At 40.4% G+C, this 14553-nt stretch carries 12 protein-coding genes; 8 read left to right on the top strand and 4 right to left on the bottom strand.

The genetic code is table 11. The features are described 5' to 3' along the window. Nucleotides 1-8: 8 nt before the first annotated feature. The gene (locus Q0R88_RS00540; protein WP_295711154.1) at nucleotides 9-740 is read right to left on the bottom strand and encodes an acyl-CoA desaturase; all 732 of its coding nucleotides are present in this window, start codon (nucleotides 738-740) and stop codon (nucleotides 9-11) included. Nucleotides 741-1283: 543 nt separating this feature from the next. Here Q0R88_RS00540 and Q0R88_RS00535 point away from each other — a divergent pair. The 7 genes from Q0R88_RS00535 to Q0R88_RS00505 are packed head-to-tail and all read left to right on the top strand — an operon-like array spanning nucleotide 1284 to nucleotide 8067. Continuing rightward, entirely contained in the window at nucleotides 1284-1646 is a 363-nt protein-coding gene (locus Q0R88_RS00535; RefSeq protein WP_295711152.1) for a transmembrane 220 family protein, read from the top strand. A gap of 9 nt (nucleotides 1647-1655) precedes the next feature. Next, nucleotides 1656-2375 (top strand): EboA domain-containing protein, encoded by a 720-nt coding sequence (locus Q0R88_RS00530; protein ID WP_295711150.1) that lies wholly within the window; start codon nucleotides 1656-1658, stop codon nucleotides 2373-2375. A 35-nt stretch (nucleotides 2376-2410) separates the two neighbouring features. Further along, nucleotides 2411-3394: a TatD family hydrolase gene (locus tag Q0R88_RS00525; protein WP_295711148.1), complete on the top strand. Its 984-nt coding sequence runs from the start codon at nucleotides 2411-2413 to the stop codon at nucleotides 3392-3394. A gap of 5 nt (nucleotides 3395-3399) precedes the next feature. Further along, nucleotides 3400-4287, top strand: a complete 888-nt coding sequence (eboC, locus tag Q0R88_RS00520) for a UbiA-like protein EboC (RefSeq protein WP_295711147.1) — start codon at nucleotides 3400-3402, stop codon at nucleotides 4285-4287. Between the two features lie 34 nt (nucleotides 4288-4321). Further along, complete coding sequence (locus tag Q0R88_RS00515; RefSeq protein WP_295711145.1) at nucleotides 4322-5485, top strand: 3-dehydroquinate synthase; 1164 nt, start codon at nucleotides 4322-4324, stop codon at nucleotides 5483-5485. A gap of 12 nt (nucleotides 5486-5497) precedes the next feature. Continuing rightward, the gene (gene eboE / locus Q0R88_RS00510) at nucleotides 5498-6703 is read left to right on the top strand and encodes a metabolite traffic protein EboE (protein WP_295711143.1); all 1206 of its coding nucleotides are present in this window, start codon (nucleotides 5498-5500) and stop codon (nucleotides 6701-6703) included. 8 nt (nucleotides 6704-6711) lie between these two features. Next, the gene (locus Q0R88_RS00505; protein ID WP_295711142.1) at nucleotides 6712-8067 is read left to right on the top strand and encodes a nucleotide pyrophosphatase/phosphodiesterase family protein; all 1356 of its coding nucleotides are present in this window, start codon (nucleotides 6712-6714) and stop codon (nucleotides 8065-8067) included. 707 nt (nucleotides 8068-8774) lie between these two features. On the opposite strand, the gene Q0R88_RS00500 is transcribed toward Q0R88_RS00505, so the two are convergent. Further along, complete coding sequence (locus Q0R88_RS00500) at nucleotides 8775-9197, bottom strand: response regulator (RefSeq protein WP_295711139.1); 423 nt, start codon at nucleotides 9195-9197, stop codon at nucleotides 8775-8777. 320 nt (nucleotides 9198-9517) lie between these two features. Then, nucleotides 9518-10288: a porin family protein gene (locus tag Q0R88_RS00495; protein WP_295711136.1), complete on the bottom strand. Its 771-nt coding sequence runs from the start codon at nucleotides 10286-10288 to the stop codon at nucleotides 9518-9520. 861 nt (nucleotides 10289-11149) lie between these two features. Between Q0R88_RS00495 and Q0R88_RS00490 the strand changes: the two genes are divergently transcribed. After that, the gene (locus tag Q0R88_RS00490; protein WP_295711135.1) at nucleotides 11150-13708 is read left to right on the top strand and encodes a DUF5686 family protein; all 2559 of its coding nucleotides are present in this window, start codon (nucleotides 11150-11152) and stop codon (nucleotides 13706-13708) included. A gap of 99 nt (nucleotides 13709-13807) precedes the next feature. Here Q0R88_RS00490 and Q0R88_RS00485 read toward each other — a convergent pair whose 3' ends face one another. After that, the gene (locus Q0R88_RS00485; RefSeq protein ID WP_295711133.1) at nucleotides 13808-14521 is read right to left on the bottom strand and encodes a DUF4397 domain-containing protein; all 714 of its coding nucleotides are present in this window, start codon (nucleotides 14519-14521) and stop codon (nucleotides 13808-13810) included. Nucleotides 14522-14553: the final 32 nt, after the last annotated feature.

Below are 14553 nucleotides of genomic sequence, written 5' to 3'. Positions count from 1 at the left end.
TGTAAAATTTAATATGCTTTCCGCAGTTTAATAATTCGCATCCAGTGCATCAGTTTCATAACCGGGTATACCGGATCTATCTCAAACCATTTTTTGCCAAAGTTGGCGCTATTGGGGTGTTTGTGATGATTGTTTTGAAACAGTTCGCCCAGCATTAGGAAATCGAAAGGTGTGGTGTTTTTTGATTTATCCTTGTTGTCGAAATTAGTGTAGCCATATTTGTGCCCGCACCAGTTTACAATGGCGCCATGGATAGGTCCCATTAAAAAATGAATAGGCAACAGTAGAAACATCCACCAATGGGCGGCAAAAAATATATAGAAGCAGGTATATGCTGCGCCAAATAACAGTCGGGATAGTATTGAAGACCCCATCCGGTCTATTAACGGCCATTCGGGGTAGTTACCGGCAAAGCGGGCTTCCGGGTCTTTTGTTCTTTGCAGATGATCACCAAATGTTTTAAAGGTAGCCTTTGTCATTTGGAGAATGTCTGTAAAAAAATGCGGCGAATGAGGGTCCTTTTCCGTGTCGCTATAGGCATGGTGTTCCCGGTGCATCAAGGCATAGGCCCTGGGGTTTAAAAAGGATGCGCCTTCAAATAAGTAGGCCATAATGTAAAATACACGTTCCCAGAATTTATTGGTTGTGAACATCCGGTGCGAAGCATAGCGGTGTTGGAAGAAGGTTTGGAAAAACAGGGATAAAAACCAGTGCGCAATAAAGAAAATCAGGATCGGCATAAAAAAAAGTATTAATAGCAAGTACAATAAAATAGATACATGGTTACCCTTTTAAGGAATCATGCATTTTAGATGGGGTGGAAACAGATGAAGTTTTGCTCTCTGTGGCCTGAATCTGCCTGATGAGATACAAGCTTGAAATTTAAGATGCGCTTGAGATCAACGGGTAAAATGTTGTGGTATTAAACCAGAAACTGCAGGTACTTTGTAGTATAATTTAAAATACTATAATATAATAACTGATGATTAAACAATTTGTTACGCCGTTTGCAATATTTATTTTGGTATGATTTCAGGCTGGGTGATAACAAAGGATAGGTGGACAGCATCATAGCCTAATCATTTCTCAGATTGTTTAAGAATATTTTAATGACCACTTGTGCACAAAAAGTAACGGTTTTCGAACAAAGATTTAATGGATTACGGTAAATTTCCTGTTAATAATGCACAAATGGATTTCTGGAATAGTTTTATTCTTTAAATTGGCTGGCTGTTAACAAGCAATTACAAATTGCTGTTACCGGCCCAATAAACTAAATTAATATGCTTGTTGTTTTAAATGTAATTTTTGTGGTTTCGTTTTTGGCTTTTGCTTATGTAAACCTGAATGATGTTGACTGGTACTTATGGGTGCCCATATACCTGAGTGCTACCATATGTTGCGGCCTGGCTGCCATGGGTAAATTTTATCCGCTTGTTGATATTTTGCTTATAGCTTTTTACCTGGTTTACGCGGTTATACTTTTTTTTCAGAAAGATGGTGTACGCGACTGGATAACCAAATACAATAAACCCAGCCTGGTAGAAAGCATGCAGGCAACCAAGCCATACATTGAAAAAACAAGGGAGTTTTTTGGTTTACTTATTATTGCCGGGGCATTGCTCATTAATTACTTTGCAGTTTAACAAAAAGTTATGGTTACTTACAATACAGAGGAATTAAACGCGGTAATTGCTGACATAACAAAAAATAATATCACCGCCGAGGCCTGGACCTGGCTTAATGCGGATAGTAATACCAGTAGCAATTTGGCTTTAAATACCGCCTTTGCAATTATACCGCGTAAAACGGGCAAAGCAGTTATAAGGGTAGCTCATGAGCAGGAAGAGTTATTAAAATCCATCAGGCCGGGCTTCGCAATCGATAACTGGACCGCCGATAGGCTGAGCAGGGTTTGGTTGTTGATGAGGTATAAGGATGTTGACGAAGGCCATTATTTTAAGGCGATTGAAAACCTTTTTTCGGCAGCCGAAATGAATGAACAGGTTGCATTATACACCGCCCTGCCGGTACTGCAGTACCCTAAATTATGGGTTAAACGCTGTGCCGAGGGGATTAGGAGTAACATAGGTACGGTGCTGGAGGCTATTATGTACAATAATCCTTATCCGGCAGAGAACCTGGAGGAAGCGGCATGGAACCAAATGGTTTTAAAAGCTTTTTTTACAGAAAAACAAGTGAACAAGTTATTCGGTTTGGATAACAGGGCAAACCAGGAGCTTGCCCGTATATTAATTGATTATGCTAAAGAACGCCAGGCAGCCAACCGTAAAGTTGAGGATATGCTTTGGTACATTGTTGGCAAATTTGTTAACGATGAACAATTGGATGGTATGAAACAAGGGAAGTTTTAGCAGTAATAAATCGTTGATCATAAAAAAATAAAAAAATGTGTTGCAGCCATAATCCAGAAGAGAGAAGTTTACCCGCTGAACAATCAACAGAGGCGTTTGATATAGGTGTAATAAAGGGCATGAAGTTTTTTGATCCGCATGTGCACATGACGTCACGCACTACCGATGACTACCAGGCTATGGCCGATGCCGGCATAGTGGCGCTTATTGAGCCTTCCTTTTGGCTGGGTCAGCCGCGTACCGGGGTAGATAGCTTTAAAGATTATTACAGCAGCCTGGTTGGCTGGGAAAGGTTTCGTTCATCGCAATTTGGAATAAAGCATTACTGTACTATAGGGCTTAATTCAAGAGAAGCCAATAACGAACCATTGGCCGAGCAGGTAATGGAAATGCTACCCCTGTTTATGTATAAAGATGGTGTGGTTGGTATTGGCGAAATAGGGTTTGACGATCAAACCGCTGCCGAAGAAAAATATTATCGGCTGCAGCTTGAATTGGCTAAGGCAGCCGGTTTACCGGTACAGGTTCATACTCCGCACCGCGATAAAAAACGCGGAACGCAGCGCAGTATGGATATTGCCATTGAACATGGCCTTGCCCCGGATATGGTAATTATTGACCATAACAACGAGGAAACTGTAAAGGAAGTACTTGACAGGGGCTTTTGGACAGCCTTTACTATTTACCCCTTTACCAAAATGGGCAACCAGCGCATGGTGGAAATTACAAAACAATATGGCCCCGAACGGATCATGGTTAATTCTGCCGCCGACTGGGGGATCAGTGATCCGCTGGCGGTACCAAAAACCGCGGCTTTAATGAAGCTTAACGGAATAAGTGATGCCGATATTGAGTTGGTTACCTATCGTAACGCTATAACAGCGTTTGCACAAAGCGGACAAATCAACGAGGCAGATTTTATTGCAACCATTGATCAAAGCGCCAGGTTTGAAGGAAATAGCATTTTACGTGGTGGTCAGCAGCCGCGCATCAATAAGTCTTCAATTATTATCAGCTAAGCGCATTGGAAAAAATAATTGTTTACTTGCGTATGATGAGGCCGGCTAATGTAGTAACCTCGGTTGCCGATGTGCTGGCGGGTGCCGCCATAGCCGGAGCTTTTTCTGAAGTTGTCTTCAAAGGGTATTTGCAAAGTGTTTTAATGCTTTGTTTTTCAACAGCTTGCCTGTATGGCGGCGGCATAGTTTTTAATGATGTTTTTGATGCCGATCTGGATAGGGTTGAACGCCCGGAGCGTGCCATACCAAGCGGCAGGGTTAGTTTGCTGCAAGCGGCAATATTTGGTAGTATATTGTTACTTGCGGGCATTATAAGCGCGGGCATGGTTAGCCTGGTATCTGCTTTATTGGCAGCAGCCATCAGCTTTTTTGCGCTGTTGTATAATAAGATAGGTAAGCATCATCCTTTTTTTGGTCCGCTGAACATGGGTTTTTGCCGGGGTTTAAATTTACTTTTAGGGGTGAGCATAATAACAAGCGCACTGCCACAATGGTACTTTTTGGCAATTGTGCCCATTATTTATATCTTTTCAATCACCATGATTAGCCGGGGCGAAGTGCATGGTGGTAACAAACGTAATTTATACGTCGCGGCGCTTTTATATGTTATAGTGGCAGGTTTAATATTCTACATTTCCTATCGCAATAAAAAGCTGCTTTTATCTGGCATTATCCTGATCCCGTTTTTGCGGATGATATTTAAGCCGCTGTTTAAGGCAATTCAGGATCCGGTGGGTAAAAACATAGGCAAGGCAGTAAAAGCCGGCGTTATTTCATTGATATTGATGGATGCGGCATGGGCGGCAACATTCAGTACTATTTACGCGGCACTGATCATAGCCTGTTTATTGCCATTATCTATCTGGCTGGCAAAGATTTTTGCCGTTACGTAATTACATTTATTTAAAAACGTTCTTTAGTTTATACATGAAGCATTTATCCCAATCTTTTACTGTGAAGTTTGAGTACCAGGTTTACTTTACAACCGGTATTTTTAATATAACCAATACCCTTTTTAACGATTTTTTATTGAGCGCCGGCACACCGGCATCATTGCGGAAAATACTTTTTGTGGCCGATAAGGGTGTTATAGATGCACATCCAAATTTAATAAACGAAATAAAAAATTACTTTTCCATTTACCCTACAGTTCAACTCATTCCGGATGTTTTAATAGTAACCGGGGGCGAGGATGTTAAAAATGATGTGGCTCACTTTAACCAGGTTGTTGAAGCGGTAAATACTTATGGTATTGACAGGCACTCTTATATAGCGGCTATTGGCGGCGGTTCGGTGCTTGATATGGTGGGTTATGCTGCCGCGGTGTCTCATCGTGGCATTAAACATATCCGCATACCCACTACCGTATTATCGCAAAATGACTCAGGCATTGGGGTGAAAAATGGTATTAACTTTTTTTCGAAGAAAAACTTTTTAGGGACATTTATGCCTCCGGTTGCTGTTTTTAATGATGAAAAGTTTTTAGAAACCCTCAGCGACCGCGATTGGTGCTCGGGAATGTCAGAAGCGGTTAAGGTTGCTTTGTTGAAAGATGCGGAGTTTTTTAATTGGATAGAGCATAATGCCGGCGTTTTGGTTCAACGCGATAGGGTAACAATGAATTACCTGGTCTGGAAGTGCGCGCAACTCCATATGGAGCATATTGCCGGTACAGATCCTTTTGAAAGCGGCTCATCCCGGCCACTTGATTTTGGACATTGGAGCGCTCATAAACTGGAATACCTGAGCAATTTTGAAGTGCGCCACGGCGAGGCCGTAGCCATGGGCATTGCCCTTGATACCGTTTATTCCGAACTTTCGGGCCGTTTAACAGCTGCAGATAGCAAAAGAATTGTACAAACTTTGCTAAACCTTGGCTTTGATGTTTCGCACCCCTTGTTGCAGGTTGATAAAGAGGATAGCCCAATATTGGCCGGTTTGGAGGAATTTCGCGAGCATTTGGGTGGCCAGCTAACCATTATGCTTCTTAACTCAATTGGCGAAGGCGAAGAAGTACATGAAATTGATGCCGGTTTATTAAAGCAAGCCGCTAAAAAGCTGGGTGAATTGCAACAACATCAATTGCAATAATTTGATACACTTATGAAACTTACAGCAGGACATTTAAGCTATTGCACCAATATACACGCCGGCGAAAACTGGGCCGACCATTTCAATGCCCTGAAACTTAGCTTTCCGCAAATAAAGGCACAACTATCTCCTGATGCGCCCATGGGTATTGGTTTGCGCCTATCTAACATAGCCAGTATCGAACTGCTCCAGGGCGATAACCTGGCCCAATTTAAACAATGGTTACAACTGAACGATGCCTATGTGTTTACCATGAATGGTTTTCCGTACGGCGGGTTTCACAATGTGATAGTTAAAGACCAGGTACATGCCCCCGACTGGACAACCGCCGATAGGCTGGCCTATACGATAAGGCTTTTTAACATATTAGCGCTTTTACTGCCTCAGGGTATGGATGGTGGTATATCAACTTCGCCTTTAAGCTATAAACATTGGTTTAATAGTGAAGCGGCAATGGATGAAGCTAAGCAGGAAGCCACTAAAAATATACTGCAGGTAGCTGCCGAACTCAATTCAATAAAGCAAAAAACAGGTATTAAATTACATTTGGATATTGAGCCCGAGCCTGATGGCGTGTTAGAAACCGGAAGGGAATTTATAGAATGGTTTGAGACCGATCTGTTACCGCAAGGCATCAGCTATTTCCAGGATAATTTTAATATACCGGCTGCAGAAGCAGAAATCCTCATAAAAGAACATGTGAATTTATGCTATGATGTTTGCCATTTTGCAATAGGTTATGAACCACATGAAGCTATCATTGATGAAGTGGCGCAAAAAGGAATAAAAGTAGGCAAGATACAGATCAGTGCCGCCCTCAAGGCCTCATTTGATCACACATCAGGCAATAAGCAGGCAATATTAACTGAATTTGAAAAGTTTAATGAACCCACTTACCTGCACCAGGTTATTGCCCGGCTTGCCGATGGTAATTTGCTGCGATACGCTGATTTGCCCGAAGCATTAATGGCAACAGATGATGCTGAAGAATGGCGCGCCCATTTTCATGTTCCGGTATTTTTGGAAGATTTTGGCCTGTTACAATCCACACAAGCCGACATCGTAAAGGTATTAGGCATCCAAAAAAATAGCCCTTTTACCAATCACCTGGAAGTAGAAACTTATACATGGGGAGTATTGCCGGATGCCATGAGAATCCCGCTTACCCAATCTATAATAAGAGAGCTGGAATGGGTTAAATACGAGTTAACAAATTAAGTGCTGTTATGAATAAAACGGTTGTTATTGATATTGTGGGGTTATCTACCTCGGTAATTGGTGAGCATACGCCTTTTTTAAAAAAGTATATAGCCTCAAAAAATTTAACCACCATTGAACCGCTTTTGCCTGCAGTAACTACTGCGGTACAATCGGCCTACCTTACAGGGACATACCCGGCGGCAAATGGTATAGTAGGTAACGGTTGGTATGATCGTATTGACAGTGAAGTTAAATTCTGGAAACAATCAAACAAGCTGGTTGCCGGAGATAAGATATGGGATAAGGCAAAAAAAGAAGATCCGTCTTTTACCTCATCTATGATGTTTTGGTGGTATAATATGTATTCAACTGCCGATTACTCTGTAACACCAAGACCCAATTACCTGGCCGATGGTCGAAAGATGCCGGATTGCTATACCCATCCTGCCGAATTGCGCGATATTTTGCAGGAAAAATTGGGGCAGTTTCCGCTGTTTCAGTTCTGGGGGCCGGGAGCAAACATTAAATCGAGCAAATGGATAGCAGATGCATCTATGTATACCGATGATCTTCACGATCCTACGCTTACCCTTATCTATCTTCCGCATTTGGATTACTGCCTTCAAAAGTTTGGACCAGATGAATCAAAAATAGCCAACGAGCTTAAAGAGATTGACGCTTTGGTGGAGGAGCTAATTACATTTTACGAAAAGAAGGGTGCAAGTATTATCCTTTTATCAGAATATGGTATCGCTCCGGTTAATAATCCTATCCATTTAAACCGCTTATTTCGCCAGCATAACCTATTGCAAATTAGGGTAGAGCGGGGTCTGGAACTGCTTGATCCGGGAGCCTCAAAGGCATTTGTTGTTGCCGATCATCAGATAGCCCATGTGTATATCAATGATCCGGCGGTAACTGAGCAGGTAAAGGCTTTACTAAAAACGGTTCCGGGCATTGAGTTGGTGCTTGATCGTGCTGAACAGGCGGCTTATCATATAGATCATGAACGTGCCGGCGAACTGGTTTTAATGGCAGATGAGCATAGCTGGTTTACCTACTACTTTTGGCTCGACGATGCCAAAGCGCCTGATTATGCCCGCGTAGTTGATATTCATAAAAAGCCGGGTTACGATCCTGTAGAAATGTTTATGACCTCAAAAGCCAGGGCCGGCTACAAGCTGTTGCGTAAAAAAGCCGGCTTTAGGTATGTAATGGATGTTATACCGCTGGATGCCACCCTTATTAAAGGTTCACATGGCCGCATTGGCATTCCTGCTAAATATAAGCCTGTATTGATAACCAATGATAAGGTATTGCAGGATAAGGTTGCCCCGGTTGATGTTTTTAATATTATTTGGAAGCATCTAAAAAACGAATAAACGGAAATTAAGAAACGTTACCGGCTTCTGGTGAAAGTTTAACTTAGGTCCCTGTCAAAACAGCGTGTACATCTGCTTTGTATCTGCTTGGATTTTTCTTTAAACGCTATTGGAAATGAGCGTATTTGTGCTTATATTAGTATACCAATTGTAAAGAAACCTTAAAACCGGAGGAGTCACCATGAAGAAGAAAACTGTAATAGTTAATCAGCCTGAGAAGACTGAAACTAATAAATCGGAACTGCTGACCAATCAACATCTTACTCAAAAAACGTATCGCGATCATACTCATTGTGATCACGCATATGGCAGGGTTAATAAATTCCCTTTCGGAAGTAACCACGGGCCATTTTCATTTTAAGGCTATAAATTTTTAGCCACCTACGAGTTCGGGTTGAGGGACGCTTGAACTTATTTAATTTAAGTGCCATGCTTAAAAGTAATGTAAGTATGGACACTTACTATTAGCTGCTACCTTCAGGTAAAAAGCCTTGAAAATAGCCGGGAAAAATTATCAGTAGCCCTCGCATTAAAGTTTAATTAGGTTCTGCAGAACAAAGTATTGATAAATATATTGCCACCAGTGGTGTGCAACCTGAATTGTTTTGGCCCGGGCCAAGCTACCTGCAAATTGCAGCTGAGCTTTAGCCGCGCTAAAGGAAGCGCTGTTTTTAATTTTATGTACAGTGTTGTTTAGAGATCCTAACTTAATTGGAATCGCTTAGCTGGGCCACATTGAAAATTTCCATTATTTTTTCTGAATACAGAGGCTTGGTAATAAATTCCTTTATCAAGGGATATTTGCTTGCTTTGCTAACATCATCTTTATGGATCGATGAGGTTAAAAGAAATAGATTGCTTTTAACTGTAGGGTCAATTTTTAAAAAAGTATACTGATCCAGAAACTCCCACCCATTCATCACCGGCATATTCAAATCAAGAAAAATATAGTCATAGTTAAATTCGGGTTGCTTTGCTTTATTATCCGCTAACAGATCTATGGCAATTTTCCCATTTAAACAAGAGGTTATATTTGAATTGGTAAAATACCTTTGAATGAATTTAGTTGAAATATAATTGTTCAAAAAGTCATCATCAATTAATAAAACATTTAGTGGGTTAGCAATCATGGCGTTAGGTTTGTGGTTATATTTAATTAAGACGGAAACGGGATATAAACCTAACGAAGTTACTTGTTAAAAAATACCTGCTAAGGGTCAAAAAATACCTGTAGAAGGTATTTAAAAATATCTTATTAGGTAACGAAGTAATAAGGATAGGTCAATTTCTAAAGCTAAAGTTAAACAAAATGTTCACATACATGATTTTTTAAACAATTTAATAAATAATAATTTACCGCAGATTTAATCAATCAAAACATTTTGATTGTTGTTCTAATTAAATGTGCGGTAAATTAAAAAGAGACCGTTGTTTGTTAATGAAGTACCAATCACTTTCCAAACCAATAACTGTAACCTATGGTAACTGTGGCCGCGCCAACTTCATTTTTTCCATTTTGCGTGCCTTTTTGGATATTCAGAAATCCATAATTGCCACCCCCTTCAATAAATAGGTTACATGATCCTATACGGTAGTTAAGGCCTATATTACCTTCAATGCCTGTATTGAATTTATGAAGCTGGTCTTTTATATCTTCATTATTATCAAAGGATTGCGCGCCTCCTGGAAGGGACTGTTGCCCGGAAGCATCGGTAAAAAATTCGCTTTTGCCGCTGGTAACCTGGTGAGCAGAGACCAGGAGCCCAACAAACGGACCTGCATCAACATAAACACGAAATGGTGATTTTTTAATATTCCATCCAAATTTGGCCAGTAATGGCAGCATCAGGTAGTTTAATTTTGCCTTACTATTGTAATTGGCATAAAGGTAGGGAGGGGCTTGCCCGGGAGGAAACATCGCAGCTAAAGCATCCGGAGTAGTAAACGCCTGGAACCCATTTTTTTTACCTCCCTGCGAAGAATATTCTATCATGGGTTGTATTGAAAAAAGAGTGGAGATTTTATATTCAACAAATATACCTGCGTCCAGCCCTAAGCGCGAGCTATAACCGGTATTTAGTGGGTTTTGACTACCAGACCCACCGGTTAAATTAGGAATACTAATGCCCCCCCGAACACCCAAAGCAAAATTCTGGGCCTTTGCGCAAAAACCAAAAAGCAGGAAACCTGCTACCAAAAAGTAAAAAGTTAAATTTTTCATAAGAGTTTGCTTTAAGTAAAAAAATAACCAGGAACTAAGAGTCTGTCTAAATTTGATTTATTAATTTTTTTTACTTCTAATGAAGCCCATATCCACGCGTCATTGCGAGGCACGAAGCAATCCCCACCTTACAGGGGAGGTTTGCAAATCCGATCTGCATAGTTCGGGGATTGCTTCGTGCCTCGCAATGACGGGTGGTTTATTTACTTTTAGACAGCCTGTTAGGTAAATCAGGTTTAAATACTATTTGATCTATACAAAGCTTAATAATTTTTTCCTGCAAAAAAATGACCGCTATCATGAAGCTGTTATTGCCCCGTCGTGGTTTTTTTGGGTAAATGACCGGCGTTTTCCGGTACCCCATGATTTTGAGGGCTATTCAGATCTGTTATTTATATGCAGATATTTTTAATGGTTCAAAAACAATATCCACACTCTTTCCTTTCATCTTTGACATTAGAGTATCTGAACAGGAAAAATAACCTGAAAATGATTTTATACTTTATAAAGTTACCGTTCGTTAATGTTTCTGATTGATTTTGAAGTTCTTCTGAAAATTTGTTGTCGTTTAATGGTTGTCCGGCTCATGAGTTTTAGTCATACATCATGCTTTCAGGCCGGCCTTCTTCAGAAACAAAACAGAATTATAATTTATTTTAGACATAGTTGAAACTTCACAGTTAAAAAAGATATGGCTAAATGTTACTTTGCTTTAGGTTCATTTTTACTCTTAACTCTTAATTTAATTTGTTACTTATTTTTTGGAATCTCATTATAAAATTAGCTTCGCGGAAGCAGGTTATATCCCCGCTTTTTAAGTTTTCGACTCTTCCCGGGCTAAAAAGAATTATTTATTTATCGTTGCTTTTATCTCCTTTATACAGTGAAGCCCAGCAGCCAGATAGTACTATTGCCGGGAAAAAGCAATTGAATGTACAAACGGTAACCACTGTGAACGGATTGGTTGTTGATGATGTATCTGGCCGGCCACTGCCTTTTGTAGGCGTAAATTTTAATGGCAGCAGGTATGGCTCCAGTACAGATAGGGTGGGGCGATTTGTATTGAGTGCCACAGGCTCTTATAGCCGGGTAACATTTTCTTATATGGGCTACCAGTCGGTTACCAAAATTATTAAACCCGGCCAGGTTAATGAATTGCAAATTCGGCTGCATAGCAGTCAAACCCAGTTAAAAGAAGTTTCGGTTGTTTCTGGCAAAAAAAAGAAATACACCAATAAAGGAAACCCAGCCGTTGAACTTATTCAGCAGATTATTGATCATAAGGAGCAGAACAGGATGGAAAGTGCCGACTATCTTCAATATGATCAATATGAAAAGATAGGCTTATCCTTTTTTCATCTCCCACAAAAACTCATCAATAGTCATTTTTTTAGTAAATACAAGTTCATGCTTGATACTACTCAAAAAATAAACGGCCAGCAGGAAACTTCCCTTCCGGTTTATTTCAGCGAAAAGCTATTTCAAAACTATTACCGCAAAAATCCATCAAAGTCTATAAGGGTATTAAATGCGCAAAAGGAAACCAACATCATCAAATTTGTGGATACCGTTGGACTGGATACCTACCTTAACCGGCTCTACGGCAATAATATAGATATATACGACAATAATATTTTTATCATCACCAATCAGTTTCTGAGCCCAATTGCTAATCACGCCCCGGAGTTTTATAAGTTTTTTATAACCGATACCATACAAACGGATAAAGGAAAATTAGTGGAGGTCAGTTTTATACCCCGCAATAAAGGTGATCTGCTTTTTGAAGGTAAGTTAATGGTAACCCTGGATGGGCATTATGCTGTTGAAGCTTGTGAGCTTAACGTAAATAAGCAGATCAATATCAATTTTATGCGCAGCCTTAAAATTCGCCTGGATTTTGAACAATATCCCGGCGGGCGTTATTACCTGAACAAAAGTGATGTAAAAGCAGACTTTGGTATTTTAAAAAACAAGGGAACCGGCGTTTTTGGCGAACGAATGGTGCTTTATGACCACTATAAATTAAATTCACCGCTCCCGGAGGAATTTTATCAGGGTAAAAGTTTGCAAACCGCTGTAAATTCCCAGAAACAAGATACTGCCTACTGGATGAAAAACAGGGCCGATACATTGAGTACACAGCAGAAACAGTTGTACGGGCGTATTAGCAAGCTGGAAAGTATGCCGTCTTTTAAAAGATTATCGTGGATTGCATCAACACTTACAGGAGGATATGGCGATTTTGGCGCGGTACAAATAGGCCCCATAGGCTCTATTTATGCCTTTGATAATGTAGAAGGGGCACGCTTCCAGTTGGGCGGGCGAACTACGCCAAAGTTTAACAGATCCATCTATTTGGAAGGTTTTACAGCCTACGGGACGAGGGATACTAAAGCAAAATATAATTTAAGCACTTATTTTTCATTAAATCAAACGCCGCCTTATCGTTTCCCTAACGATTATTTTAAAGTTAGCTACCAGTATGATATTGATAAACCAGGAAAGATTTATTCAATAAATAACTCGCAGGCTACGCTCGCCTCATTCCAAACGGGCAAAACGGATTACTGGCTTTATAATAAAATTTTCAGGGTTGATTATGTGAAAGATTTTGAGAATCATTTTTCATATAATGTTACTTTCAAAAACTGGAACCAACAAGCCGCCGGAACCTTGTTGTTTGAGGAAAATGATGCAAATAACACCATCATACATGATTTAACCACTACCGAAGTTGGCCTTGGGTTGAGGTATGCGCCTCATGAACAAATTTTACAGGGAACGCAGTCCCGCCATACTATTTATAGCAAATACCCCATTTTTAACTTGCAGATAAACCATGGTTTTGAAGGGCTGCTCAACGGAGCTTACAGTTATAACAATATAAGCGCGAATATTTTTAAACGGTTTTATTTATCACAGTTGGGTTACTCGGATGTTACGCTGCTGGGTAATCTGTTAACCGGAAAGGTGCCATTTCCGCTGCTGAATATCAGTCCGGCCAATCAATCTTTTGGTTATGAACCCGATGCTTACAATAAAATGAATTACCTGGAATTTGTAAGCGATCATTATGTGGGCTTAAATATTACACACAGTTTTAATGGCTTTTTTCTGAATAAAATACCATTAATAGAGCATTTAAAATGGCGGGAGTTTTTATCATTTAAAGTTTTATATGGGGGCCTGCGTAACGAAAATAATCCCCTTTACTCAAAAAATTTATACAAATTTCCAGTAGGTTCAAATGGTGCAAACGGTACTTATGCCTTAGGCAGCACACCCTATGTGGAAGCGGGAGTTGGTGTCGGAAATATTTTTAAGTTGTTGCGTATAGATGTGATTAAACGGTTTAATTACCTTGATCATTCAGGTATCTCGGCGTATGGCATTAAGTTTAGCATAAATCCTGATTTTTAATCTGTAGCCCGGGTTCTTGAGGCCTCAAATTATATTAAAAACAAAATCCCTGCTCCTTTTTGGAGGCAGGGATTTTTGTTTCGGCATAAAGAGGGTAAATCAATAATAGTATACATTCTCCTGCACATGTGCGCTAATCTTTTTTACATCGGTGGCGGCTCCCAATCCCTGTAACCATATGGTATTAATGGTGTTTCTTTTTAATGTAACATCAGTAAGTGTGAATAGTACAGTGGTTGTTCCGGCTTTGCGGATTTCGAACGTATAAGGGGTAGCGCCATCAACAGCGATGAATGCGGAATATTTTTTATAAGTTAAGCCTGTGGCCAGTACTGAACCGCCTTTTATTGCCAGGTCTGCAGCGCCTGCATCGGGGCTCAGATTAATAAATCTTACGGTGGCCTTGCCTTCAGCCGGACGGCTAACAGAATCGGCTATCAGCAAAAAATCGGGTGTACTCACCTGGTTAGCCAGGAACAGCGAATATAGTTTATCGGCCTTAAGCGTAATCGTGTCGCTTTTTACTTTCTGCTGGCTTCCTCCTACATAGAATGTTGCGGTTCTTTTGCCGGTATAAGCCCTGATGTAATCAAGACTTTCGCCGCTTTTGATAGAGAAGTTATTTGCCCTGTTTTGATCAAGATAGAAATCAACAGGCTGGGCATCCGGCGAGGCATTGATGGCAGAGATGAGCGCTACAGGCGGTACCACATAATGGTTGTTGTCGTTATTCTTAAGGCATGAGGTTAACAGGCCGCTGAGCAAACACATCATCCCGAACATGGCTGCCCCTTGTGTAAAGAATTTTTTCATAGTTGGTTATTATTATTTATTCTACCAATACG

The organism is Mucilaginibacter sp. (assembly GCF_025362475.1).
GTDB lineage: Bacteria > Bacteroidota > Bacteroidia > Sphingobacteriales > Sphingobacteriaceae > Mucilaginibacter.
The sequence above is the reverse complement of the archived record's forward strand: the minus strand, read 5'-3'. Positions and strand labels throughout refer to the sequence as shown.